Origin of the sequence: Streptococcus alactolyticus, from assembly GCF_042649785.1 — a bacterium.
Taxonomy (GTDB): domain Bacteria; phylum Bacillota; class Bacilli; order Lactobacillales; family Streptococcaceae; genus Streptococcus; species Streptococcus alactolyticus.
Map to the genome: position 1 here is coordinate 93,968 of NZ_JBHRZX010000037.1, position 26,082 is coordinate 120,049.

22 protein-coding genes, 10 tRNA genes and 2 pseudogenes are annotated in these 26,082 nt (G+C 41.4%); 9 read left to right on the forward strand and 25 right to left on the reverse strand.

Annotated features, from left to right (window positions below; all coding sequences use genetic code 11):
- Positions 1-54 precede the first annotated feature (54 nt).
- Both pepA and proC read left to right on the forward strand, forming a co-directional pair.
- The gene (gene pepA, locus ACFORE_RS07685; protein ID WP_294423175.1) at positions 55-1,122 is read left to right on the forward strand and encodes a glutamyl aminopeptidase; all 1,068 of its coding nucleotides are present in this window, start codon (positions 55-57) and stop codon (positions 1,120-1,122) included.
- Between the two features lie 17 nt (positions 1,123-1,139).
- Positions 1,140-1,910, forward strand: a complete 771-nt coding sequence (gene proC / locus ACFORE_RS07690; protein WP_154454140.1) for a pyrroline-5-carboxylate reductase — start codon at positions 1,140-1,142, stop codon at positions 1,908-1,910.
- A 33-nt stretch (positions 1,911-1,943) separates the two neighbouring features.
- Here proC and ACFORE_RS07695 read toward each other — a convergent pair whose 3' ends face one another.
- From ACFORE_RS07695 to pbp1b, 14 genes are all read right to left on the reverse strand, one after another.
- The gene (locus tag ACFORE_RS07695) at positions 1,944-2,582 is read right to left on the reverse strand and encodes a CPBP family intramembrane glutamic endopeptidase (RefSeq protein WP_154454141.1); all 639 of its coding nucleotides are present in this window, start codon (positions 2,580-2,582) and stop codon (positions 1,944-1,946) included.
- A 120-nt stretch (positions 2,583-2,702) separates the two neighbouring features.
- The gene (locus ACFORE_RS07700) at positions 2,703-3,917 is read right to left on the reverse strand and encodes an acetate kinase (RefSeq protein ID WP_154454142.1); all 1,215 of its coding nucleotides are present in this window, start codon (positions 3,915-3,917) and stop codon (positions 2,703-2,705) included.
- Positions 3,918-3,968: 51 nt separating this feature from the next.
- A complete protein-coding gene (locus ACFORE_RS07705; protein WP_154454143.1) occupies positions 3,969-4,925 on the reverse strand; it encodes a class I SAM-dependent methyltransferase in 957 nt (318 codons plus the stop codon).
- Positions 4,926-4,999: 74 nt separating this feature from the next.
- Complete coding sequence (gene comGG / locus ACFORE_RS07710) at positions 5,000-5,326, reverse strand: competence type IV pilus minor pilin ComGG (RefSeq protein ID WP_154454144.1); 327 nt, start codon at positions 5,324-5,326, stop codon at positions 5,000-5,002.
- Positions 5,298-5,759: a competence type IV pilus minor pilin ComGF gene (gene comGF, locus ACFORE_RS07715; RefSeq protein WP_264879589.1), complete on the reverse strand. Its 462-nt coding sequence runs from the start codon at positions 5,757-5,759 to the stop codon at positions 5,298-5,300. The genes comGG and comGF overlap by 29 nt, the downstream gene beginning before the upstream one ends.
- A complete protein-coding gene (gene comGE, locus ACFORE_RS07720) occupies positions 5,719-5,943 on the reverse strand; it encodes a competence type IV pilus minor pilin ComGE (protein ID WP_264879593.1) in 225 nt (74 codons plus the stop codon). Before comGE ends, comGF begins: the two co-directional genes overlap by 41 nt.
- Before the next feature lie 22 nt (positions 5,944-5,965).
- A complete protein-coding gene (gene comGD / locus ACFORE_RS07725) occupies positions 5,966-6,418 on the reverse strand; it encodes a competence type IV pilus minor pilin ComGD (RefSeq protein ID WP_294423174.1) in 453 nt (150 codons plus the stop codon).
- Positions 6,411-6,674: a competence type IV pilus major pilin ComGC gene (gene comGC, locus ACFORE_RS07730; protein WP_294423173.1), complete on the reverse strand. Its 264-nt coding sequence runs from the start codon at positions 6,672-6,674 to the stop codon at positions 6,411-6,413. Before comGC ends, comGD begins: the two co-directional genes overlap by 8 nt.
- Complete coding sequence (gene comGB, locus ACFORE_RS07735) at positions 6,674-7,759, reverse strand: competence type IV pilus assembly protein ComGB (RefSeq protein ID WP_373875644.1); 1,086 nt, start codon at positions 7,757-7,759, stop codon at positions 6,674-6,676. Before comGB ends, comGC begins: the two co-directional genes overlap by 1 nt.
- The gene (comGA, locus tag ACFORE_RS07740) at positions 7,641-8,582 is read right to left on the reverse strand and encodes a competence type IV pilus ATPase ComGA (protein WP_293677872.1); all 942 of its coding nucleotides are present in this window, start codon (positions 8,580-8,582) and stop codon (positions 7,641-7,643) included. The genes comGB and comGA overlap by 119 nt, the downstream gene beginning before the upstream one ends.
- A gap of 131 nt (positions 8,583-8,713) precedes the next feature.
- Complete coding sequence (locus ACFORE_RS07745; RefSeq protein ID WP_154454148.1) at positions 8,714-9,022, reverse strand: DUF1033 family protein; 309 nt, start codon at positions 9,020-9,022, stop codon at positions 8,714-8,716.
- 116 nt (positions 9,023-9,138) lie between these two features.
- Complete coding sequence (gene rpoC / locus ACFORE_RS07750; RefSeq protein WP_167829244.1) at positions 9,139-12,780, reverse strand: DNA-directed RNA polymerase subunit beta'; 3,642 nt, start codon at positions 12,778-12,780, stop codon at positions 9,139-9,141.
- Between the two features lie 154 nt (positions 12,781-12,934).
- On the reverse strand, positions 12,935-16,507 hold the full coding sequence (gene rpoB / locus ACFORE_RS07755) for a DNA-directed RNA polymerase subunit beta (protein ID WP_154454150.1): 3,573 nt from the start codon (positions 16,505-16,507) through the stop codon (positions 12,935-12,937).
- 343 nt (positions 16,508-16,850) lie between these two features.
- Positions 16,851-19,166, reverse strand: coding sequence for a penicillin-binding protein PBP1B (gene pbp1b / locus ACFORE_RS07760; RefSeq protein WP_154454151.1), 2,316 nt, complete (start codon positions 19,164-19,166; stop codon positions 16,851-16,853).
- A 111-nt stretch (positions 19,167-19,277) separates the two neighbouring features.
- Between pbp1b and tyrS the strand changes: the two genes are divergently transcribed.
- From tyrS to ACFORE_RS07785, 5 genes are all read left to right on the forward strand, one after another.
- Complete coding sequence (gene tyrS / locus ACFORE_RS07765) at positions 19,278-20,534, forward strand: tyrosine--tRNA ligase (RefSeq protein ID WP_154454152.1); 1,257 nt, start codon at positions 19,278-19,280, stop codon at positions 20,532-20,534.
- A 127-nt stretch (positions 20,535-20,661) separates the two neighbouring features.
- Positions 20,662-21,510 carry a 4-(cytidine 5'-diphospho)-2-C-methyl-D-erythritol kinase gene (gene ispE, locus ACFORE_RS07770; RefSeq protein WP_154454153.1) on the forward strand — a complete coding sequence of 283 codons (849 nt, stop codon included), beginning with the start codon at positions 20,662-20,664 and terminating at the stop codon, positions 21,508-21,510.
- Between the two features lie 90 nt (positions 21,511-21,600).
- A complete protein-coding gene (locus ACFORE_RS07775) occupies positions 21,601-22,047 on the forward strand; it encodes a zinc-dependent MarR family transcriptional regulator (RefSeq protein ID WP_154454154.1) in 447 nt (148 codons plus the stop codon).
- Positions 22,044-22,745, forward strand: coding sequence for a metal ABC transporter ATP-binding protein (locus ACFORE_RS07780; protein ID WP_154454155.1), 702 nt, complete (start codon positions 22,044-22,046; stop codon positions 22,743-22,745). Before ACFORE_RS07775 ends, ACFORE_RS07780 begins: the two co-directional genes overlap by 4 nt.
- Complete coding sequence (locus tag ACFORE_RS07785) at positions 22,745-23,563, forward strand: metal ABC transporter permease (RefSeq protein ID WP_294607871.1); 819 nt, start codon at positions 22,745-22,747, stop codon at positions 23,561-23,563. Before ACFORE_RS07780 ends, ACFORE_RS07785 begins: the two co-directional genes overlap by 1 nt.
- Before the next feature lie 43 nt (positions 23,564-23,606).
- Here the strand turns inward: ACFORE_RS07785 and ACFORE_RS07790 are convergent.
- Positions 23,607-23,873: pseudogene (locus ACFORE_RS07790) on the reverse strand (IS3 family transposase); the annotation flags it as partial.
- On the opposite strand from ACFORE_RS07790, the gene ACFORE_RS07795 reads away from it, so the two are divergent.
- Positions 23,859-24,707, forward strand: a complete 849-nt coding sequence (locus ACFORE_RS07795; protein ID WP_380435087.1) for an MFS transporter — start codon at positions 23,859-23,861, stop codon at positions 24,705-24,707. The pseudogene ACFORE_RS07790 and the gene ACFORE_RS07795 overlap by 15 nt on opposite strands.
- A gap of 263 nt (positions 24,708-24,970) precedes the next feature.
- Positions 24,971-25,144 (forward strand): annotated as a pseudogene (locus ACFORE_RS07800) (tyrosine-type recombinase/integrase); the annotation flags it as partial.
- Positions 25,145-25,229: 85 nt separating this feature from the next.
- On the opposite strand, the gene ACFORE_RS07805 reads toward ACFORE_RS07800, so the two are convergent.
- The 10 genes from ACFORE_RS07805 to ACFORE_RS07850 form a co-directional block, all read right to left on the reverse strand.
- Positions 25,230-25,313, reverse strand: a tRNA-Leu gene (locus ACFORE_RS07805).
- Between the two features lie 8 nt (positions 25,314-25,321).
- A tRNA-Gln gene (locus ACFORE_RS07810) sits at positions 25,322-25,393 on the reverse strand.
- 10 nt (positions 25,394-25,403) lie between these two features.
- Positions 25,404-25,476: transfer RNA gene (locus ACFORE_RS07815), tRNA-His, on the reverse strand.
- Positions 25,477-25,487: 11 nt separating this feature from the next.
- A tRNA-Trp gene (locus ACFORE_RS07820) sits at positions 25,488-25,558 on the reverse strand.
- 4 nt (positions 25,559-25,562) lie between these two features.
- Positions 25,563-25,643 (reverse strand) — tRNA-Tyr (locus tag ACFORE_RS07825).
- A 17-nt stretch (positions 25,644-25,660) separates the two neighbouring features.
- Positions 25,661-25,733, reverse strand: a tRNA-Phe gene (locus ACFORE_RS07830).
- Positions 25,734-25,738: 5 nt separating this feature from the next.
- Positions 25,739-25,812, reverse strand: a tRNA-Met gene (locus ACFORE_RS07835).
- Positions 25,813-25,824: 12 nt separating this feature from the next.
- Positions 25,825-25,914, reverse strand: a tRNA-Ser gene (locus ACFORE_RS07840).
- A gap of 9 nt (positions 25,915-25,923) precedes the next feature.
- A tRNA-Glu gene (locus ACFORE_RS07845) sits at positions 25,924-25,995 on the reverse strand.
- 15 nt (positions 25,996-26,010) lie between these two features.
- A tRNA-Ile gene (locus tag ACFORE_RS07850) sits at positions 26,011-26,082 on the reverse strand.

A 26,082-nucleotide genomic window follows, 5' to 3' on the forward strand; every position in this document is an offset into this window, starting at 1 on the left:
CGCTTTATTTTACCATTTTTATGCTAAAATAGAAAATATAGAATCGAGGTTTTTATGTCAGAATTATTTTCTAAAATAAAAGAAGTTACAGAACTTGATGGTATTGCAGGCTATGAGTACAACGTTCGAGACTTTTTACGTTCGAAAATCACGCCACTAGTTGATGACGTGCAAACAGATGGTCTGGGCGGTATTTTTGGAATCAAAAACTCTGATGCCAAAGAGGCTCCACGTATCATGGTGGCCTCTCACATGGACGAAGTCGGTTTTATGGTGAGCGACATCAAAGCAGATGGGACAATGCGTGCCGTGGGTATCGGCGGCTGGAACCCTTTGGTTTTGAGTTCGCAACGTTTTACCCTTTACACTCGTGAAGGTCGTGCCATTCCAGTTGTATCTGGTTCTGTTCCACCACATTTTCTTCGTGGGGCAAATGGCTCTGCATCACTTCCAAAAATCGATGACATTATTTTTGATGCTGGATTTGCAGACAAGGCAGAAGCAGAAAGCTTTGGTGTCCTTCCTGGTGATATCATTGTACCAAAATCAGAAACCATCCTTACGGCTAACCAAAAAAATGTGATTTCTAAAGCTTGGGATAATCGCTTTGGTATTTTAATGATGACTGAATTGCTCGAAAGCCTTAAAGGAAAACGCTTGGACAACACCCTTATCGCTGGGGCAAATGTTCAAGAAGAAGTTGGGCTGCGTGGGGCACACGTGTCAACAACCAAATTCAAACCTGAACTCTTCTTTGCCGTTGATTGTTCACCTGCGGGAGATATTTATGGCAACCAAGGTACAATTGGCGACGGAACCCTTTTCCGTTTCTACGACCCAGGCCACATCATGCTAAAAAATATGCGTGATTTCCTTTTGACAACTGCCGAAGAAGCTGGTATCAAATACCAATATTATCCTTCTAAAGGGGGAACAGACGCTGGTGCTGCCCACCTTCAAAATGAGGGTATCCCATCAACAACTATCGGTGTTTGTGCCCGTTACATTCACTCACACCAAACCCTTTACGCTATGGATGACTTCTTACAAGCCCAAGCCTTCTTACAAGCTATTGTTAACAAATTAGACCGCTCAACTGTTGATTTAATCAAAAATTATTAGAGAGGAATGAAGGAAGCATGAAAATTGGATTTATCGGAGTTGGTAAAATGGCCTCTGCCATTATCAACGGACTCAAGACAACATCGCATGACATTATCATTTCAGGGTCATCACTAGCTCGCTCACGCGAAATAGCTGAGCAGCTAAATGTAACGGCAGCACCATCACACCAAGAACTCATTGACCAAGTGGATTTGGTTGTCCTTGGTATCAAGCCACAAATGTTTGAACCTGTTCTTTCCGAACTTCATTTTCATCAACCTATTCTATCAATGGCTGCAGGTGTCACCTTGGAGCGTCTTGGCAAATTAACAAGCCCTGAACTGCCCTTGATTCGCATCATGCCAAATATCAACGCACAAATTTTAAAAAGTACAACGGCTATTTGCATCAATGAACACGTTTCTGAAGAACTGCTCACAAGCGCTAAAGAAATCACGGACAGTTTTGGTACAACATTTGACATACCAGAAAAAGATTTCGACACCTTTACAGCCCTTGCTGGTTCTAGTCCAGCCTACATTTACCTATTTATCGAAGCGCTCGCCAAAGCGGGTGTCAAATACGGTATTCCAAAGGGAAAATCATTAGAAATTGTCACACAAACGGTCCTAGCCAGCGCTGAAAATTTGCTGCAAGGGGCCGATAGCCCACACGATTTGATTGATAAAATCTCAAGTCCTGGTGGTACAACTATCGCAGGATTGCTTGACCTTGAAAAAACAGGTTTAACAGCTAGCGTCATCTCTAGCATTGATGCCACAATTGATAAAGCCAAAAACTTATAATAGTCAAAAAGCTGAGCGAAAGCCCAGCTTTTTTTATAACAATAACATGAAAAGCACACCCAAAGCATTGTTAATAAAATGAACAGCTATCGTGTACTCGAGCTTTTGCGTACGGTGATAAATGAGAGCGAGAACCAACCCCATACCGCCATAAATAATCCAACTTCCAAGGTCAGTCGGCATGTGCAACAAGCCAAACAAGAAAGAACTTAACAAAACACCAAGGTAAGAATTGTTAAAGACCTTTCCTAAAATCAGCCCTCGCATGACCGTTTCTTCCACAATCGGTGCAGTAATCACCGTCAACGTAATTAGCAATATTGGCGACATACCAACTTGCTCAATCGCTGCTTGATTGCCTGTATTGGCGTCAAGGCCTTTTTCCAAAACCAAAATGACACCACCAATATATTTGACAACCGTCAAGGCCGTAAAGCCAATAAGAATGATTTTCCAAGCCTGCCAGGTTTTTAAATCCTCCAACTGTTTCAAAAAACCAACACGCCTAGCAACGTAAATCGTAAAAATTGACACCACCAGCAAAGCCAAAGTAATTCCCAAAGTTTGGTTGAATGGTTGGTTAGCTCTAATAAAAACCGTTGGCAATTGTTCTAAAAAAATCAGAGCAAAAGCCAAGAAAAAATAACCCACGGCCGTTACAAATCGTTTCATTTCATCATCTCTCCTAACATCCTGTTTCGTACTATTGTAAACAAAATCCAGCCCAAAAACAATCCAAACAACTGCAAAAAAGCTGACCCAAATGGGCCAGCTTTAATGGTCTTATCATATTTAATAATTGATAACTTCGTTAGTTGCGTTTTTAAAACGCTCAACATCACGCGCAATCACGAGTTCCTCATCTGTTGGGATGACCATAACTTTCACGCGTGCTTGATCCGTTGAAATCACGCCATAAGCACCTGGTACATTCTTAGCAGGATCAATATCCACACCAAACCAAGTCATGCCAGCAATAATATCCTCACGCACGACATCTGAATTTTCACCAATACCAGCCGTAAAGATAACTGCATCTGCGCCATTTAACACAGCAAAGTACTGCGCAATGTATTTTCGCAAACGGTCGATATACATATCATAAGCTAACTCGCAATTAGCATCTCCAGCTTCTTTGCCAGCAAGAATATCACGCATATCACTTGATTTTTCAGAAACACCAAGAAGCCCTGACTGACGGTTTAGCACTGTTCGAATGTCGTCAGACGTATTGAGTTCAGGATCTGAATCCATTAAGAAAGCAATCACACCAGGATCAATACTTCCTGAACGTGTCCCCATCATGGTACCACCAAGCGGTGTCAAGCCCATTGACGTATCAACCGATTGACCGCCCTTAACCGCAGTAACTGAAACCCCATTACCAATGTGGCAAGTAATCAATTTCAACTCTTCCAATGGTTTTCCAAGGACTTTGGCAGCTTCTTGGGCGACGTATTGATGACTAGTCCCGTGTGCTCCATATTTACGTACCTTGTATTCTTTGTAGTAGCGGTTCGCAATTGGGTAGCGATAAGCGACTTTTGGCATTGATGTGTGAAAAGCCGTATCAAAAACAACGACACTGGTAATATCTGGCAAAAGCTCTTTAAAGGCTTTGATACCAAGGACTGCTCCAGGGTTGTGTAGAGGAGCCAAAGTTGACAACCCTTCCACTTTTTGAATGACATCATCCGTCACCAATGCAGACTCTTTAAAATATTCGCCACCAGCCACAACACGATGTCCGACACCGTCAATTTCGTCATAGCCTGTGATAATAGCCATCAAAATCAAATTATCCAACAAAATTTTAACAGCTGCCGTATGGTCTGGAATATCTCTTGTTTCTGAATGAGTTTTCCCTTTGAATTTAACCGTAGAAATCCCACAAGAAAGACCAATACGCTCAACTAACCCTTTTGCAATAACCTCTTCTTCTGGCATATTGTATAATTGCCATTTTAGACTTGAGCTTCCTGCATTGATAGAAATCGTTTTTGCCATAACTTTACCTCTAAAGCGCTTTCTTAATATAACTCATTCTATCATATTTTTTTAGAAAAGCCTATTGTCTTTTTTCCAATTTTGAAATTCTTTTACAAAATCTTCCAAAACAGCTTGTTCTTTCAAATCTACCAAGGGGTAAACAAAAGTTTCCACTGGATGAGTGGATTGTTTTTTGAAAACAAAGATGGACTTGGTGCTGGCTGCACTACCAAATAAGGTTTCAGGCAAGGTAATGACCGCAATCACATCTGCATAGCCTTTTAACCACTCTTTAAGCAAATCACTCTGTGGACTTGTCAACAAATCAGACGGTGCTAAAAAGATAGCCAAACCATCTTTTTTCAGGTATTTCAAAGATTGCTCCATTAACAAATGGTGAGCGTAGGTGTGTTCTTTGCTGCTAGCCACTTGGTAACGTTTAGCAATGGCATCATTAGGATAAAAACCGACTGGTAAATCACTAATAATCACATCGCTTTCTTTTAAAATTTGTGGGCGTACAGCATCCTCTTGGATAAACTGAGCAGATGAGCCCATCACTTCAGCGATACTAGCAGATAAATCAATCAATAAATCATCCACTTCAATACCAAGATAGTTCAGGGTTTTGGAACTGTTTGTTAATAAAGTTTCAGCCAAATTTCCCGTTCCACTACCGATTTCTAACACATCAACCGTATCAGGGGCTGTTAAGCTTTCTACTAAAAATAGTAAGATAAATCCCACGCTATCTGGTGTGAATTGGTGATTGGCTTGTAATTGCTCGGTTTGAGCTGCCTTAATGAAAATAAATTGAAAGGCTCTACGCCACTCTTCCTGACTTAATTGCAATTGACGTAGTTTGTCATTATTTGCAGCTACTTCCTCACTTGCACCTTCTTCTCCAAGATAAAACGAGTTTTGTTCAATCAGGGCATCGTAAAGATGTGTTTTCAACTCATTTTCAATCAATTGGATATTTTCTAAAATGAAATCGTAGGCTTGTTCGATTTTTTCAAAATTCATAGCTTCCTCCGCACGTTTTATCATATCAAAAAATAAGAAAAATGGGAAGAAGTCACCTTTTTCAAAAAAAGTCACTAATCATTTTCATCATTTCTGTGAAATTGGTATTGAAATTCTTTCTGATTGGCTAAGGTGACGGTGATATGAATATGCTGACCTTGAATGTGATATTGAGCCTTGCCTTTGTCAAAATGCATTTGTCCTGAATGTTCCTTGGCAAACTTATCCACTACTTTTGCCATCAGATAAGCCTGACTTGAGGCTCGCTGCGCTTGGTGTTTTTGCTCAACTGCTACCACGCGCCCCAAATAAAACTGCAAAACCAAGGCAAATACAGCTACCATGAGCAAAGAATACAGCAAAATACCAGCCTTAACCTTCCGTCTTAAAAGTGTAAACAAATTCTCTCTCCATACGATTTTTGAAGCCAAGTTTGATCGTTACTTGCTGACCGTCTTGTGATATGCTCGATGATTGCAAGCCAAAAAGCATGGGTTGGTAACCACGACCAGAAGCGTTTGTTTTGCGAAAATCATGGCTGTTAGATTGACCAAAAGCTAGGTGCTGATTGGCTTTAGTGACATACAGTTTATTAGATGCTACTCTGTCTAATTGGCCCCCCTCTAGTTCCGAGCGTAATTGCTGGGAAAATAAAAGCCACTCTTCTTCCTGATTGTTGGATAGGTAGTGGATATTGGCTTTGACCGAACATGCTAAACCGTCATAAACCAAGACCGTTCCTGCGATAACCAGCAACGCCACCAAGCATTCTAAAAGGGTGAATGCTTTTAGTCTAGTCTTTTTTAATGTGTAATATCCGTTTTTTTCCTTCATAAACTAAAAGCTCACCTTCTTGTTCTACAATGCTGACCTCAACCCCATTGATTGCCAAATGACCTTGTTCTGTTTGAATCGCCATTGTTGCCACATTTAATACTGCTTGTTGGTGCAGGCTTGCTTGCATCTGTTGCCTGCTTTTGGTGACTTCTCCCAAAACAAGACTGGTAATGGTCGCCATTAAGCCCAAGGCAACTAAACTCTCAAGGAGTATGTAGGCGGCTACTCTCTGTTTTTTTATATTTACCACTCCCTAAATACAATTGATAATAAATCTCTTTGTCTTGTAATTGAAAAACAACCTTGCCCAAAGATGAATTGCCCCCTTCCTTGCTCAATACAATCTGCTCGGTATCTCCCACTTTTACCTGACGTGGAAGGCTCACCTTAGACACGCCATTTGAAATCGCATCTTCTGAAATAGTCAAAGTCATTGCTCTTTGGTTAACGTTGGCTAGCGTTTGCGTATCGCGATAAAGATTTTCAAACGATAAAAAGAACAAGGTTTCTTCCAAACTTTGAAAAATACCGTTTAGCGAACCCGACAAACTCATGACCATAAAACACGTTATGCCCAAAGTCACCAAGGATTCCAAAATGGTAAAAGCTGGAACACCTTTATTGCTTAGTTTTGCGATAGGTTTCGGCTTAATCATCTGTAATATAACCCGCTTTAACAAGTTGTTCAATGCTTGGTTTCTCACCTTCTTTGAGTTCATAAAGCGATAGCTGACTTTCTACCACCTTGACCACTGCCTTGTTACCTTTTTCACGCACCGCATCTTTTTGATTGCTTAAATTTGGTACAAAAAGCAACATCAAAACGCTAATAATAAGCAAAACAATTAACATTTCCACCAGAGTGAATCCACGAACAGTCTTTCTACGCCATTTAGCTAATCTATTTTTCATTAAAAATACCCTCCCATATTTTGATACATTGGCAACAACATCGCTACGTAAATCAAGACAATCACCAAAGCCACAAAGATAAAGACTAGCGGTTGAATCAACTGGGTTGCTTGGTTCATTTTGCCAAAGAAACGTTGCCAGGTTTCCTCGGCGTAAATGTCTAATTCACTGCCTAATTTTGATTTGATTTCACCGTACTCAATCATCAGTCCTAGTTCTGTCAGAAAAAAAGGATAATCCAATACTTTTTGATGAAAGGCTTGCCCTGACAGTAAAGCTTCTTGCATATCTTGCCCAATTTCTTGAAACAAGCGTGATTTTTGTTGCTGCATAATCGCCACAATGTCAATCAACTCAACACCTTGACCGATGAGATTGCCCCATTCCCGTGCGTAATAAGCCGTCAAATACAACCGAATGGTATTTCCAATAAAAGGAAGGCGACTGAGTTGACTGTACACCCGAATGCGAGGCAAGCGTTTTTGGTAAAGATAAAGCGCAAGAACCACGAGCGTAATCATCACAGTTCCCACTAAAAACAGCAGGGGAAAATGCTGAATCAACTGAGTGGCTAGATTGCTACCTTCCAGTTGTGGCAATAAATAATGATTTAGCCCCACCATAATCAACACAAGGAAGCCAAGTAACATGACAGGGTAGGTCATAACCTCGAGCAATTTCTTTCTCACGGCACCCATGCTAGTTAGATAGGCATCAATTTTTACAAGGCTCCTTTGACTATTGCCGTGAATATCCGCCAAAGCCATCTGCGTTACAATCGTATCAGAGAAACCTAGCTGGGACATCATGAGCGATAGATTACCTCCAGCCAATAAGCTATTTTGCATCACATCGATATAATCAGCCTCCAGCAGCTGACTACGTCTTAGAAAGGACAGAATTTCCGACAAATGAAATCCACTATGAAACAAATTATTAAATAACTGAATGAGTTTTCGTTGTTTGCTAAAGGGTAATTTTTTCAATGGCCGCTTGTTCTTTGGAAAGATGTCCTTGTGCAACCAACTGGTCCATTTTTTGATTCCAGTTGCTTGGCTGGTGCTCTTTAAATCTATCTTTTGCAACATCTATCACACCTCCTCCCCCAATTAACCGTTGGTAAACCACTGCGTGCAGACTATTCTCCAACTCTTGCTGACTGATACCTAATTCCAATAAACGCGCATAAACACCTGAAATGCTTTTAGCATGAATGGTCGAAAATACCACAGCTCCTGTTAAACTGGCCCTAATAACCGCGTGTGCCGTATCGCTATCACGAATTTCTCCGATAATGAGAATATCTGGTCGATGCCGCAAGGACAATTTGATCAGCTCATCGTAAGTCATGCCTATTTCATCGTTTAATTGCAGCTGCAACATATTATCCTGCTGAATTTCCACAGGATCTTCGATGGTAATGACTTGTTTATCTGGAAATTTTTCCTGAACCAACTGATACATCAGCGTGGTTTTTCCACTACCAACTGGACCTGAAAAGAGATAAAGTCCCCTACCATTGACAACAGATAAAGCTTCCTCTAGCCCATCAAACCAATAATGGAGAGATTTTTGACCATAATAAAGCAAACGAATTACCAAACTCTCTCGACCGCGGTAGTCCCCGACACTTGATAAACGTAGCGAGATTTGCTCATCTTCTGCAAAGGTGTAGTCGCACGAACCTAGTTGGCTACGACGCTTTTCCCCAACGTCTATGCCTGCGACAAATTTAAAATGGCTAATCAGGTTAGTCATTTTGTCAGCATCAAAGCAATCTATCAATTCCTTGTCATTACCTAGCCGATAATAGACTTCATAGCGGTTTTGCCTAGGTAGGATATAAATATCTTGAGCAGCTTTAGCGACCGCATTTGCTATGATAGCTTTTGCTAAATCTTGAATCATAAAAACCTCCTCATCTCATTATTCGAAAAAAGAAAGGTATCATGGCCATTTAGCCAAAAACAAAAAAAGATAGCTAAGCTACCTTCTTCGTTTATATAAAGAATAAGCATTGCCTACTCCATTAAATACATTTAGTAAGACAATGCCTCTTTTGATAACTCACGACCATCTTCGAGTATAACAATGGAATGGTACTGTTGCAAGTAGCTGCCACACATCTCACACCAGCGTTGGTCCTCTTGGTTCCAAAAAGCTGCTTGAAAATTGTCATGGCATTTACAACTTGGTAAATATGATTTGAGTGTTTGGCATTCTTGTTGGTAAAAAGCACGTGCTTCTTCAAAATCATCAAAGCATTTTGTTTCTATGATGTCTTCCTGCCAATTTTCCAATGACCACCAGGGTTCCCAGTCGCCATATATTTTTACAACTTGATACATTTACCTCACTTCCTTTTAAGATTTATTATATAAAAATTAACGCTATTTTAAAAAATTTTTGCTTATTTATCATGATTACAAAAAAAGAGAGAACGAATCGTTCTCTCTTTTGGGTTTTATTCAGCACTTGTGATGATTTCTTCTTCCACCACAACATCTACTTCTTCAGTAGGTTCAAGCTCATTAACAGCTTGTGGTTCTATATTGCGGTAACGTGCCATACCTGTACCAGCTGGGATAATCTTACCGATGATAACATTTTCTTTAAGACCAAGAAGATGATCTTTCTTACCACGTATAGCGGCATCTGTAAGAACACGAGTTGTTTCTTGGAATGATGCTGCTGACAAGAATGAATTTGTTTCAAGGGAAGCTTTGGTAATACCCATCAAGACTGGACGTGATGTCGCAGGAATACCACCAGCAATAACGATATCTTTGTTGGCATCTGTAAAGTCTGAGATGTCCATCAAAGTACCTGGAAGCAATTCTGTATCACCTGGATCCATGATACGAACTTTACGAAGCATTTGGCGAACCATTACTTCGACGTGTTTGTCACCGATTTCTACCCCTTGGCTACGGTAAACTTTTTGTACCTCAGCAAGAAGGTAGGTTTCAACTGACAAGGTGTCACGAACTTCAAGCAAGCGTTTTGGTTGGATAGAACCTTCAGTCAATGGGGCACCACGGTGTACTTCGTCACCGACAGCTACTTTCATGCGAGCTGTAAATGGTACCACGTATTCACCTGTACCTGTTTTACCTTGTACAAAGACTTTCTTCGTACGTGTTGCGGCATCTTCTTCGATGTCAACAACAGTACCCTTAACTTCTGTGATGACCGCTTCCCCTTTAGGATTACGGGCTTCAAAGATTTCTTGGATACGAGGAAGACCTTGTGTGATGTCGGTATTTGACGCTACACCACCCGTGTGGAAGGTACGCATAGTCAACTGTGTACCAGGTTCACCGATAGATTGAGCGGCGATTGTACCAACAGCTTCACCAACTTCAACGGCATCGCCTGTCGCAAGGTTGATACCATAACAGTGGCGGCAAACACCGTGGCGAGTATTACATGTAAATACTGAACGGATGGTTACTTCTTCAACACCAGCTTTAACAATAGTAGCAGCCAAGTCTTCTGTGATTAAAACATCAGGACCAACAATGACTTCGCCTGTTTCTGGGTGTTTAACAGATTTCTTAGTGTAACGACCAACAAGACGTTCTTCAAGTGTTTCTGTCACTTCTTTTCCGTCTGTAATGGCGCTGATTACAAGACCACGGTCAGTTCCACAGTCGTCTTCACGAATGATAACGTCTTGGGCAACGTCAACCAAACGACGTGTCAAGTATCCAGAGTCAGCAGTCTTAAGGGCTGTATCAGTCATACCTTTACGCGCACCGTGAGTTGAGAAGAACATTTCCAAAACAGACAAACCTTCACGGAAGTTAGATAGGATAGGCAATTCCATGATACGTCCGTTCGGAGCGGCCATCAAACCACGCATACCGGCAAGTTGTGAGAAGTTAGAGATATTACCACGGGCTCCTGAGTCCATCATCATAACGATTGGGTTCTTAGGATCTTGTGTTTCAATCAGACGTTGTTCCAACTCTTCTTTTGCTTCACGCCAAGTTGTCGTAACCGCAACATAACGTTCATCGTCAGTGATAAGACCACGACGGAAGGCTTTGTTAATTTGTTCAACTTTCGCGTGAGCGGCATTGATGATTTCTTGTTTGTTATCAATAACTGGGATATCGGCAATACCCACTGTCAAACCAGCAAGGGTTGAGTGGTAGTAACCGAGGTCTTTCAAACGGTCAAGGAAAGCAGATGTTTCTGTTGTACGGAAACGTTTGAAGATTTCAGCAATGATATTTCCAAGATTTTTCTTCTTGAATGGAATGTTTGTTTCAAGGTTATCAATGACAGATTGGATTTCTTGACCTGGTGCCAAAAAGTATTTATCTGGTGTTTTTTCAGTCAAGTTAGCGTTGTTTGGCTCTTGAAGGTATGGTAGATCATCAGGCATGATAGCGTTGAAGAGGATTTTACCAACTGTTGTCACCATGATTTTATGTCTTTGTTCATCTGTCCATGGTTTGTTTGGCATACTATCAACAGCGATACCAACACGTGAATGCAAGTGAACATAACCATTGCGGTAAGCCATAATCGCTTCGTCACGGTCTTTAAAGACCATACCTTCCCCTTCACGACCTGGATCTTCCATTGTCAAATAGTAGTTACCAAGAACCATATCTTGAGATGGGGTTACGACTGGTTTACCATCTTTAGGGTTAAGGATGTGTTCTGCGGCCAACATAAGAAGACGTGCTTCTGCTTGCGCTTCTTCTGAAAGCGGCACGTGGATGGCCATTTGGTCACCGTCAAAGTCGGCATTGTAGGCCTCACAAACAAGTGGGTGAAGACGAAGGGCTTTACCATCGATAAGGACTGGTTCAAATGCTTGGATACCCAAACGGTGAAGAGTCGGTGCGCGGTTAAGAAGTACTGGGTGTTCTTTAATGACTTCTTCAAGAATATCCCAAATGCGTTCGTCACCACGTTCAACCATACGTTTAGCAGCTTTTACGTTACCAGCGTAGTCACGCGCTACAATTTCACGCATAACAAATGGTTTGAACAATTCGATAGCCATTTCACGTGGCACACCACATTGGTACATTTTAAGTGTTGGACCTACAGCGATAACAGAACGACCTGAGAAGTCAACACGTTTACCAAGCAAGTTTTGACGGAAACGACCTTGTTTACCTTTAAGCATGTGGCTCAAAGATTTCAATGGACGGCTACCCGGACCTGTGATTGGACGACCACGACGACCATTGTCGATAAGGGCATCAACCGCTTCTTGCAACATACGTTTTTCGTTTTGCACGATGATACCAGGGGCATTCAATTCAAGCAAACGAGCCAAACGGTTGTTACGGTTAATTACACGACGGTAAAGGTCATTCAAGTCTGATGCCGCAAAACGTCCACCATCCAATTGAACCATTGGACGCAGATCTGGTGGAATAACTGGCAAGATGTTAAGTACCATCCATTCTGGTTTGTTACCAGATTTGTAGAAGGCATCTAACACATCCAAACGACGAACAGCTTTGATACGTTTTTGACCAGTAGCCGTTTTCAATTCTTCTTTTAATTCAGCGATTTCAGATTTTAAATCAACGCGTTTAAGAAGGTCTTGGATGGCCTCAGCACCCATTTTCGCAACAAATGAGCCTTGTCCATATTCTTGTAATTTTTCACGGTATTCGCGCTCAGTCAAAAGTGATTTTGGTTCAAGCGGTGTATCTTTTGGATCAATAACAACGTAAGCTGCGAAGTAGATAACTTCTTCAAGAGCACGTGGGCTCATGTCCAATGTAAGCCCCATACGTGATGGAATACCTTTGAAATACCAGATGTGAGAAACGGGTGCTTTCAATTCGATGTGTCCCATACGTTCACGACGAACTTTAGCACGTGTTACTTCAACACCACAGCGGTCACAAATAATCCCTTTGTAACGAATACGTTTGTATTTACCACAAGCACATTCCCAGTCTTTTGTTGGACCAAAGATAACTTCGTCAAAAAGTCCTTCACGTTCGGGTTTGAGCGTACGATAATTGATTGTTTCAGGTTTTTTAACTTCACCATAAGACCATGAGCGGACTTTGCTTGGTGAGGCTAATGTGATTTGCATACTTTTAAAACGATTTACGTCAACCACTAGATTTACCTTTCTTTATGTTCTTTGAAAATAGCCAAGCTACTTTCTTAAATGCGACAACTTACAAAGAAAACTTCATAAGCTTTTTATCTCTGTTTTAGCACACCATCAATACTATGGAAAGCTAAGAAAGCTTCCCATAGCCTGACTGGCTTTATTTTTCTTCAGATTCTTCTTTGATAGATGCTTCTGCTTTTTCGGCTTCTTGTTTTTGACGTGCTTTTTCAAGGTCATCAACGTGCATGACATCATCATCTTCACCTTCGTCAAGATCACGAAGTTCTACTTCGTTGTCATCTTCGTCAAGCACGCGCATATCAAGACCAAGAGATTGCAATTCTTTGACAAGAACTCGGAATGATTCTGGCACACCTGGTTTTGGAATTGGCTTACCTTTAGTGATGGCTTCATAAGCTTTAAGACGTCCGGTCACGTCATCAGACTTGTAAGTCAAGATTTCTTGAAGGACATTTGATGCACCATAGGCTTCCAATGCCCAAACCTCCATCTCACCAAAACGTTGTCCACCAAATTGTGCTTTACCTCCAAGAGGTTGTTGGGTAACGAGTGAGTAAGGACCTACTGAACGAGCGTGAAGTTTATCATCAACCATGTGGTGAAGTTTGATCATGTACATGATACCCACAGACACACGGTTATCAAATGGTTCACCTGTACGTCCGTCATAAAGAACGGTTTTGGCATCGCTGTCCATACCAGCTTCACGAACGGTATCCCAAAGGTCGTCAGAAGTTGCCCCATCGAAAACTGGAGTCGCAATGTGAATACCAAGGTTACGCGCAGCCATACCAAGGTGAAGTTCCATAACTTGTCCGATGTTCATACGAGATGGCACCCCAAGTGGGTTCAACATGATATCAACTGGTGTTCCGTCTGGAAGGTAAGGCATGTCTTCAACTGGAACGATACGAGAAACAACCCCTTTGTTTCCGTGACGACCGGCCATTTTATCTCCAACTTTGATTTTACGTTTTTGAGCGATGTAAACACGAACCAACATGTTAACACCTGATTGTAATTCATCACCGTTAGCACGTGTAAAGATTTTAACGTCACGAACAACACCATCACCACCGTGTGGCACACGAAGTGACGTATCACGCACTTCACGTGATTTATCACCAAAGATAGCATGAAGAAGGCGTTCTTCAGCAGAAAGATCTTTCTCACCTTTAGGTGTCACTTTACCAACAAGGATATCCCCTTCTTTAACCTCAGCACCGATACGGATAATACCCATTTCGTCAAGGTCTTTCAAAGCTTCTTCACCGACGTTTGGAATTTCACGAGTGATTTCTTCAGGGCCAAGCTTTGTATCACGTGTTTCTGATTCAAATTCTTCCAAGTGAACAGATGTGTAAACATCTTCTTTAACCAGACGTTCACTCATGATAACCGCATCCTCGAAGTTATACCCTTCCCAAGTCATGTAAGCGACAATTGGGTTTTGACCAAGAGCCATTTCACCTTTTTCCATTGAAGGACCGTCAGCGATAAAGTCACCTTTTTCAACGATATCTCCAACTTTAACAAGGGTACGTTGGTTGTAGGCTGTACCTGAGTTTGAACGACGGAATTTTGTAATGTGGTAAACATCAAGTGAACCATCTTCACGACGCACTTCTACTTTTTCAGCGTCTGAGAAGACAACGCGTCCATCGTGTTTTGCGATAACGGCAGCGCCTGAATCGTGGGCTGCTTGATATTCCATACCTGTACCAACATATGGTGCATGTGGGTCAATCAACGGAACGGCTTGACGCTGCATGTTGGCACCCATGAGGGCACGGTTTGAGTCATCGTTTTCAAGGAAAGGAATACATGCTGTCGCAACGGCAACTACCTGTTTAGGAGAAACGTCTACGAAATCAACAACGCTTGCTGGGAACTCTTGGTTATTACCTTGGTGACGTCCCATAACGATGTCTTCAGCAAATGTACCGTCTTCGTTTAGTTTTGAGTTTGCTTGTGCAACAGTGTACTCATCTTCTTCATCGGCAGTCAACCAAACGATTTCGTTTGTGACAACACCTGTCGCACGGTCAACTTTACGATACGGTGTTTGGATGAAACCATATTTGTTCAAGTGTCCGTAAGTTGACAAGTTGTTGATCAAACCGATGTTAGGTCCTTCAGGGGTTTCAATCGGACACATACGACCATAGTGAGTGTAATGCACGTCACGAACTTCGTAACCTGCACGGTCACGTGTCAAACCACCAGGTCCTAAGGCAGACAAACGACGTTTGTGTGACAACTCAGAAAGTGGGTTGTGTTGGTCCATGAACTGTGACAACTGTGAAGAACCGAAGAATTCTTTAACCGCAGCTGTTACAGGACGGATGTTGATGATTTGTTGTGGTGTCAAGACTTCGTTATCTTGAACAGACATACGTTCGCGAACGTTACGTTCCATACGAGCAAGACCAATACGGAATTGGTTAGCCAACAACTCACCAACGGCACGGATACGACGGTTACCAAGGTGGTCGATATCATCCACTTTACCAAGACCTTCTGCAAGGTTCAAGAAGTATGACATTTCTGCCAAGATATCCGCTGGTGTAAGGGCACGCACTTTATCATCAGGGTTTGCGTTACCAACGATTGTTACCACGCGGTCTGGGTCAATTGGTGACACCACTTTGAATTTTTGAAGCACAACTGGCTCAGTAACAACAGCGTAATCGTTTGGTGTGTAAACGAATTTGTTAAGGTCACCGTCCAATTGGTCAGCGATAGAATCAATCACATCGCGGGTCATAACAGTTCCTGCTTCAACAAGGATTTCCCCTGTTTCAGCATCAACCAAATTTTCAGCGATTGTTTGATTCAACAAACGTGTTTTAAGGTTTAATTTTTTATTGATTTTGTAACGACCAACAGCTGCCAAGTCGTAACGACGTGGGTCAAAGAAACGAGCTACAAGCAAGCTACGCGAGCTGTCAGCAGTTTTTGGTTCACCTGGACGAAGGCGTTCGTAAATTTCTTTGAGGGCTTCGTCTGTACGTGAATCCGCTGGGTTTTTGTGAATGTCTTTTTCGATGGTGTTGCGGACAAGTTCGCTATCACCAAAGATATCCATGATTTCATCATCACCTGAGAAACCAAGGGCACGCACAAGTGTTGTAAATGGAATTTTACGCGTACGGTCAATACGAGTGTAAGCAATGTCTTTTGAATCTGTTTCTAATTCAAGCCAAGCACCACGGTTAGGAATAACCGTTGAACCGTATCCAACCTTACCATTTTTATCCACTTTGTCATTGAAATAAACACCAGGAGAACGAACCAACTGAGAAACGATGATACGTTCACCACCATTGATGATAAAGGTTCCCATTTCAGTCATGATTGGGAAATCACCAAAGAAAACTTCTTGGGTTTTAATTTCGCCTGTTTCTTTGTTAATCAAACGGAAAGTGACAAAAATTGGTGCTGAATAAGAGGCATCGTGGATACGAGCTTCCTCAAGCGTATACTTAGGCTCTTTTAACTCGTAACCAACAAATTCAAGTTCCATAGTATCTGTAAAGTTACTAATTGGAAGCACATCTTCAAAAACTTCTCTTAATCCATTATCCAAGAAGTCTTTAAAAGAATCTGTCTGAATTTCGATCAAGTTTGGTAAATCAAGAACTTCCTTAATTCTTGAAAAGCTACGACGTGTACGGTGTTTCCCGTACTGAACTTCATGTCCTGCCAAAGTGTATTACTCCTTCATTAAAATACAGAGGTCAATCGACGCTTGACGGCTTTGTTTTGTTTGTTTAATAACCACACAAAACCCTAGCATTGACCCAACTAGCTCTAGAATACGTTGCCGTATTCTGCCAAAGTTGTCCTTAATGTGAATTTTTAGAATTTTTAAATATAGGTTACAAATGCTGTATTCTTCCAAAATTAAGCACAAAAAGAGCAGCTAAATCTAACACCATTAAGAGTGATTTAACTGCTGCAAACCTTAGTTGGACAATATTTCAACTAAGGTAGACGACAAATAGTTGACACTATTATACCTTATTTTTGATTTTTTTGCAAGTGATATGTTAGTTGCTACTTGTTGTGGTAATAGAAGAATTATGCAGCAAACTATCCCAAGCTTTGGTGTAGTCGCTGTCGGTACCACCGATGGCAAATTTATAAGTCATATTACCTGCTCCATTTTTCGCCCAATAGCTTGTCGTGGTTTCGCCATTAACCAAGAGTGGACGTCCATTAACCGTTACAGTTCCTGGCTGCAATCCTGTCGCTTTTAGGACGGTTGATTTGATAACGCTAGAAGATAGGGAGTACTTGTCATTGACCCCTATTGCGCTCGAATCGGCATTGTAAATGGCATTGACCAGATAAGCCATGTATTGAGCATTGTACTTGTAACCCGTGCGGGAATCCATAGACGTGTTGTCATCATTTCCTGCCCAACCACCTAAAGTGATTTTTGGCGTTGACAACATGAGCCAAACATCGGTGTAGTTGTCTGTCGTTCCCGTTTTTCCTGTCCAATCAGCACTTGCTGCCGTTTGATTCAAGTCTTTCAAATCATTGTAAAATTCTGTCGTAGCCCCACCTGTGACCACTTCTTTCAACAATTGATTCAAAATGCTTGCCGTCGCTTCTGAGAAGACACGAACAGGATTGGCCTTGTGTTGGTAAATAACCTGACCTTTATTGTCAGTGATGCTATCAACCAAGTACCCTTTGAGGTAAACACCACCATTTGAAATCATCTGGTAGGCATTGACTTGCTGAAGAACAGTTGTTTCAATACCACCACCCAGCGGTAAACTTTCAATATTGTAATTGTCGATATCGTATCCCATTTTCTTCATGTAAGATTCCACATCAACATTATTGTTTAACAACATTTGGTAAGTCCAATAAGCTGGGATATTCCAAGACGTGTTCAAAGCTTCTTGCAAGGTAATCATTTCTGTTCCGACATCATTACCGTGCATAATGGCTTGACCACTTGAAAATGACGTAGGGTAGTTTGACAACATGCTGGCACTACCCAAAAGGCCTTGATCAATGGCAATACCATAAGCGATAATTGGCTTGATACTTGACCCTGGTGAGCGAGCGGTGTCAAAGGCGTGGTTATTTTGGTTTGTTGTGTAATTCCTTCCTCCGACAAATCCTAAGATAGCTCCCGTATCATTAGCCATCAAGACATTACCAACTTCGACCATTTTAGCATTATCTTGGTCAAGCGTACTGCCGTACTGTGCCACGGTATTTTGCATGGCATCATAAATCGACTTGTTAATCGTCGTCTTAACCGTGTACCCACCTTGTTGCAAGGTTTCTAGAGCTAATTCTTTGTACGATTCTTTAGTAGTATCGTTTTTAAGCTCTTGGTCAGAAACCCCATTTTGCTTAATCAAGTAGTTATACATGATGTCTTTAGCTTCACTGAGAACCGCATAGTAAAGGAAGTCGTGCTCATTGGTTGTGGCTGATTCTGACGGAATGAAGTCTTGGCTCACATCATAAGCCTTGTACTCTTCGTACTCGGATTCCGTTAGGTAGCCCGCACGGTACATATTGTAAAGAACATCTTGTTGACGAGATAAGCCGTAAGCTAAATTGTCCTTGTCTTTTAATTGCCCTGTTGCTGTATAAGGTGAATAGACAATCGGACTTTGTGGCAAACCAGCTAGAAAGGCTGCCTGAGGCACCGTCAAATCTTTAGCCGACACGCCAAAGATACCCCTTGCTGCCTCTTCAATCCCAGCAATATTTTCACCTTTATTATTGCGACCAAATGGCGACACATTTAAATAATCCGTCAAAATCTCATCTTTGTTGAGGTAACGTTCCAAAGCCAAAGCGTAAATAATCTCACGCGACTTGCGTTTAAAGGTCGGATCATCTCCCAGCACCTGTTGTTTAATCAATTGCTGCGTAAGAGTCGAGCCACCGCTGGTTTCGCCCAACCCCAAAACAGATGCCAAGGTTGCCCGAAAAACAGCTTTAGGCACTACCCCATCATGGTTTTCAAAATTTTCATCCTCAGTCGCAATGATGGCTTTCTTGACATTATCAGAAATAGCACTGCTCTCAACAGGGGTCCGCAACAAATCCGTGTCAATACTTGCAATCGAGCTACCATTAGAATAAGTCATCTCAGACACCCGACTCAAGGATGTTACTTGTTGAACCAAGGTATCCTTATCAGGTACCTTAACCGAGTCAATCTGACTAGCCAGATAACCAAAGGCAATCCCTATGCCCAACATACCAAATAAAATAATAATAATATAAAAAAAGTCAGCTAATAGTTTGAAGGTTCTTAAAATGACAGAGCCCAACTCTAACAAACCAAACGACTGACGTGGTTTTTTTCTCTTTTTCTTAAACATTCAAATACCTCATTATCCATTATACCAAACTTTGATAAAGCTTGCATAGAGGGATAATATTTTGATATAATAGCCTGTAAACTATACTATTTTCAACGAAGGAGAACGCTCATGAATATATTCGAAGAATTAAAAGAACGTGGCTTAGTTTTTCAAACAACTGATGAAGAAGCCCTTGTCAAAGCATTAACAGAAGGGCAAGTATCCTATTATACTGGTTATGACCCAACTGCTGACAGCTTGCACCTTGGGCACTTGGTGGCTATCCTCACGTCACGCCGTCTTCAATTAGCAGGGCACAAACCTTACGCTCTTGTTGGTGGGGCAACTGGCTTGATTGGTGACCCATCATTTAAAGACGTTGAACGTAGCCTCCAAACCAAAGAAACCGTTGACAGTTGGGTGGTTAAAATTCAAAATCAATTATCCCGCTTCCTTGATTTTGACAATGGTGACAACAAAGCAGTCATGGTAAACAACTACGATTGGTTTGGGCAAATCAGCTTCATCGACTTCTTGCGTGATGTCGGAAAATACTTTACAGTCAACGCCATGATGAGCAAAGAATCTGTAAAAAAACGTATTGAAACAGGGATTTCTTACACAGAATTTGCTTACCAAATCATGCAAGGCTACGATTTCTACGAATTAAACGACAAATACAACGTAACACTCCAAATCGGTGGGTCAGACCAATGGGGTAATATGACAGCTGGTACAGAATTATTGCGTCGTAAAGCTGATAAAACTGGCCATGTGATGACTGTTCCACTTATCACCGACTCAACTGGTAAAAAATTCGGAAAATCAGAAGGTAACGCCGTTTGGCTTGATGCTGACAAAACATCACCATACGAAATGTACCAATTCTGGCTCAACGTCATGGACGATGATGCTGTTCGTTTCTTGAAAATTTTCACTTTCCTTTCATTGGAAGAAATTGCGGACATTGAAAAAGAATTTAACGCTGCTCGTCACGAACGTTTGGCCCAAAAAATCTTGGCGCGCGAAGTGGTAACCTTGGTTCACGGCGAAGAAGCTTACAAAGAAGCCTTGAATATCACAGAACAACTATTTGTAGGAAACATCAAAAACCTTTCAGCAAAAGAATTGAAACAAGGGCTTAACAACGTGCCAAACTACGCTGTTCAAGCTGACGACAATCTTAATATTGTTGAGATTTTAGTGGCAGCAAAGATTTCACCTTCAAAACGCCAAGCACGCGAAGACGTTCAAAACGGAGCCATTTACCTCAATGGTGAACGCATCCAAGATTTGAACTACACGCTTTCAGAAACCGATAAAATCGACGATGAATTAACTGTTATCCGTCGTGGTAAGAAAAAATACTTCGTCTTGACTTACTAATTTATCCTGACTCTAAGAAGACCGTTTGGTCTTCTTTTTTGTGGCTGCCCTTTTTGAGTGAGGTCAAAATACACTCTTTCACATTTATTTGTTATAATAATCTTTAATATGTTAAAAGGATTATTATATGGCTATTATTGAAAAAGCTCCCGCGAAGATTAATTTAGGATTGGACATTGTCGGGCGTCGCTCTGACGGCTATCACGACTTGTCTATGATTATGGTCAGCGTGGATTTAAACGACTACATCACAGTATCTGAAATAGATGACAATGCCATTATCGTTGAATCGAACAATCATAAAATGCCACTCAACGATAAAAACGATGTGTTTAAGGCTGCCAAACTCATTCGTGAAGCCTACCACATCTCCTCTGGCGTCAAGATTGAATTGCAAAAATCTATCCCGATTTGTGCAGGTTTGGGAGGCGGGTCAACCGACGCCGCTGCTACGATTCGTGCCCTCAACCAATTATGGCAACTCCACTTATCCAAACAAGAAATGGTCGCAATCGGACTTGAAATCGGTACAGACGTGCCGTATTGTCTAGAGGCGGGGTGTGCTTTTGTGTCTGGAAAAGGGGAAATCGTTGAACACCTCGACCACCACCCTTCAGCTTGGGTAGTCTTGGTCAAACCTGATTTTGGCATCTCCACTCGAACCATTTTTCCTGAAATCGATTGCCAAACCATCTCAAGAGTTGATATTGCTTCTTTAAAAGAAGCCATCTTGACAGGCAATTACAAGCAAATGATTGCAAACATGGGCAATTCCCTCGAGGACATTACCATCAAACGCAAACCATTTATCCAAAAAATCAAACAACGAATGCTCAGTTGTGGAGCCGACGTCGCCTTGATGTCGGGCAGCGGACCAACTGTATTTGCCTTGTGCCAATCAGAAAAGAAAGCCAATCGTATCGTGAACAGCATGCGTGGATTTTGTAATGAAGTTTACAAGGTGCGGATGTTGTAGTGTAAAGGGTCAACTCATTGATTCTTTTTTTCTTTTTTGATATAATTAACTGGTTAATTATTATTGCAGCAGACGAAAGGGTGTGAAAAAATGCCAATCGCAAACCAAGTTGACCATTTGGTTAATCAAATCTTGTTAAAAGCAGAAAACCAACACGAATTGTTATTTGGGTCTTGCCAAAGTAACGTGTCCCTTACCAATACGCAGGAGCACATTTTGATGCTATTGTCACAGGAACGCCTGACCAATTCAGAATTGGCAAAACGCTTAAATATCAGCCAGGCGGCTATTACAAAGGCCACAAAATACCTTGTCACAAAAGGCTTATTGGCTAGCGTTAAAAACAAGGAGGACGCTAGAGTCACTTATTTTGAATTAACCAATAGTGCCAAACCCATTGCTCAAGAACATATGCACCATCATGACAGCACTATTGCTGTTTATGAAAAACTGCTCGGGCAATTTTCTGAAAATGAGCAAGCTGTGATTACCCGCTTTTTAGACATCTTTTTAGTCGAATTGGAAAGGGAAGCATGAGATACATTACTGTAGAAGATTTATCGTTTCAATATGACAGTGAACCTGTTTTAGAAGGCATTCATTACCACTTAGACAGCGGCGAATTTGTCACCTTGACAGGAGAAAATGGTGCTGCTAAATCAACCTTGGTTAAAGCAACTTTGGGCATTTTATCTCCTAAAAGCGGTCGTGTGACCATTTCAAAGAAAAACAAGGACGGAAAAAAACTACGCATTGCCTACTTGCCGCAACAAATTGCCAGTTTTAATGCTGGTTTTCCTTCGACCGTCTATGAATTTGTATCATCTGGCCGTTACCCACGAAACGGTTGGTTCCGCCGTTTAACCCAGCACGACGCCGAACACATCAAAACTAGCTTAGAATCTGTTGGTATGTGGGAAAACCGCCACAAACGCATTGGTAGCCTCTCAGGTGGTCAAAAACAACGCATTATCATTGCTCGTATGTTTGCTTCAGACCCTGATATTTTCGTCTTTGATGAGCCCACAACAGGTATGGACGCAGGAACAACCGAACGCTTTTACGAACTGATGCACCACAGTGCCCACCAACACGGAAAGGCTGTTTTGATGATTACCCACGACCCCGAAGAACTCAAAAAATACGCTGACCGCAACATCCACTTGGTACGCAACCAAGAAACCAGCTGGCGTTGCTTTAACGTTCACGATAACGGTGGGAAGGAGCAAGTCTAATGGCCGAAATTTTATCTTATGATTTTATGCAGCGAGCCCTTCTAGCTGTCATTGCAATTAGTGTTTTCGCCCCTATTTTGGGCATCTTCCTTATCTTACGACACCAAAGCTTAATGAGCGATACCTTAAGCCACGTATCCTTAGCAGGAGTTGCCTTGGGAATTTTACTAGGAGTTTCAACCACCTGGTCAACCGTCATTGTGGTCACCATTGCAGCTGTTATTTTAGAATACCTGCAGACCGTTTACAAGCACTATATGGAAATCTCCACCGCGATTTTGATGTCGCTCGGTTTGGCTATCGCACTCATTGTCACAAGTAAATCAGACAATGGAAATGTCAATTTGGAACAGTACTTGTTTGGTTCGATTATCACTATCAATTCAGGACAGGTTATCGCACTCTTTGCCATTGCCATCTTAGTCCTCATTTTGACAGTTCTGTTCATTCGCCCAATGTACATTTTAACCTTTGACGAAGAAACAGCTTTTGTAGATGGCCTACCTGTGCGCCTCATGTCAGTCTTGTTTAACATTGTCACTGGAATTGCCATCGCCTTGACCATCCCAGCTGCTGGGGCACTTTTGGTGTCAACCATCATGGTTCTCCCAGCAAGTATCGCGATGCGCCTAGGGAAAAACTTCAAATCCGTTATCTTCATCAGCATTATCATCGGCTTTATTGGCATGATAACAGGGATTATGGCCTCATATTATTGGGAAACACCCGCTAGTGCAACTATCACCATTATCTTTGTCGCTATCTTCCTCCTCGTCAATATCTCTAACCTCATCCAACACCGCCTCAATTTCAGATAAAAAAGCAGTGAACTGATCTGACCCCCAAAAGTTGGACAAGTAATTATTGAAAGGATTTAGTCCTGTATTGTACAGGGCTGAGTCCTTTTAGTTTTACTTGAATACGTTTGTTATTGTAATAATCTATGTAATCTATAATGGCTTGTTTAAGTTCATCTAGCGATTTGAATGTCTTCTCAAAGCCATAAAACATTTCTGATTTTAAGATACCAAAGAAGGATTCCATCATGTCATTGTCTGGGCTATTGCCTTTACGGGACATGAATGGACGAATTCCCTTTTGATTAAGAAATTCATGATAACAATTGTTAAAGATATTTTAGATGAGCATCAATTTCATCCTGCTAATGCTCTTGTCAATATTTCATTTGATGTTTGTTACCTATTAGGAGCTTTTCTTTCAGGGATTATTATTGACATTACTAATCATCAGGTCACTTTTCTTTTATCAACTTCTTTATTTATTGTTGCGACAATTCTCTTGTTGTTGATAGAACCTCAAGAGAATAATGAGCAAGGTAAAGAAGAGGAAAATAGTACCAGAAAGACAGTTCTTCAATATCTGAAATCAAATCCCAAATTATTGTCATTAGTTCTGTTGACGTCATTATGGAATTTACTAATATGGGAAGCATTTCCGATAATCTTTCCAATCTTTGTGAAAAATGTTCTTCATGAAGATACTGCAACTTATGGTATTATCAATGGTGTTCAATCATTTGGGATTATTATTGGTTCGTTGATTGTAGGAGGCATACCTAAGCATAAAAATAGCTTTCATTTAACCCTTCTATTTTTGATTGCTCACTGCATGTTAATTGCTGCCTTTTCTTTACAAAATAACTTAACGCTATCCATTATTTTGTTGATTTTAGCAGGTATCATATCTTCGCCTATAATGATTTATAAATCAACCTTCTTTCAAGAAGAGATTCCAGGACAACTCAAAGGAAGAATTTTTAGCATCATTGGCTTGTTAGGCACTGTGACTTATCCTATAGGTAACTTTCTAACAGCATTAATCCTAAACTATATTCCCTCAGCTAATGTTGGAATGTTACTATTTGCTTATTCAATGATTTTATTAGTTTTCTCTTCTTTCCTATTTGTCTTTTTATATCGCAAAGGTACAACAAACGTATAATACAACTTAAACAAAACAGTGCCTAGAAAAGCACTGTTTTTTAATTGATAGGACATTAGAGAATAAACAAAATTGAAAAAAGGAGTAACAAAAAAGTCTAATTGAACAAGGATTCATATTTTACAAGAATAGACGATCAGCATAGTTGAAGAAATACTTCATGTAAAATTTTAAAGACTATTTAATACGCCTAACAGGAATTCCCCGTTCTTTTCCAGGGAAATCATGAAGTAACTGAGCGTATAAATTCGCCGTCAGAGGTGATTCATGACTTCAGGCATTCACATGCTTCACTACTAATAAATCAAGGGGAAGATTATCTTGTTGTAAAAGAAAGATTAGGCCATGCATCTATAACTACGACAATAGATACATACTCTCATTTATATCCAAGTAAACAACAAAAATTAGCGGATAAATTAGATGATTTGTTATAGAATTAGTAATTTTTAGTAACTCAGCATCAAAAATTCAACAATTAAAAGAAAAAGACAAGGTCCGAAAACCTTGTCTTTAATACTATACCGGCGGCCGGGGTCGAACCGGCACGTCCTTGCGGACACTGGATTTTGAGTCCAGCGCGTCTGCCAATTCCGCCACGCCGGCTAGTATAACTGGGGTAGCTGGATTCGAACCAACGCATGAGGGAGTCAAAGTCCCTTGCCTTACCGCTTGGCTATACCCCAATAATAAGAAGGCGAATGATGGGAATCGAACCCACGCATGCCAGAGCCACAATCTGGTGTGTTAACCACTTCACCACATTCGCCATATCCTTAACACGGGCAGTAGGAATTGAACCCACACTGAAGGTTTTGGAGACCTTAGTTCTACCTTTAAACTATGCCCGTAATATGGAAGGGGAGGGATTCGAACCCCCGAACCCGAAGGAGCGGATTTACAGTCCGCCGCGTTTAGCCTCTTCGCTACCCTTCCAGATTAATATATAATAATGGCGCGAGACGGAATCGAACCGCCGACACATGGAGCTTCAATCCATTGCTCTACCAACTGAGCTACCGAGCCTTCTATTGCGGGAGCAGGATTTGAACCTACGACCTTCGGGTTATGAGCCCGACGAGCTACCGAGCTGCTCCATCCCGCGACAATAATATAAAGGAGGATGTGGGATTCGAACCCACGCACGCTTTTACACGCCTGACGGTTTTCAAGACCGTTCCCTTCAGCCAGACTTGGGTAATCCTCCATATAAGTATAGTCCGTACGGGATTCGAACCCGTGTTACCGCCGTGAAAAGGCGGTGTCTTAACCCCTTGACCAACGGACCATATTATTAAGTGAATGGGCACAAGTGGACTCGAACCACCGACCTCACGCTTATCAGGCGTGCGCTCTAACCAGCTGAGCTATGCGC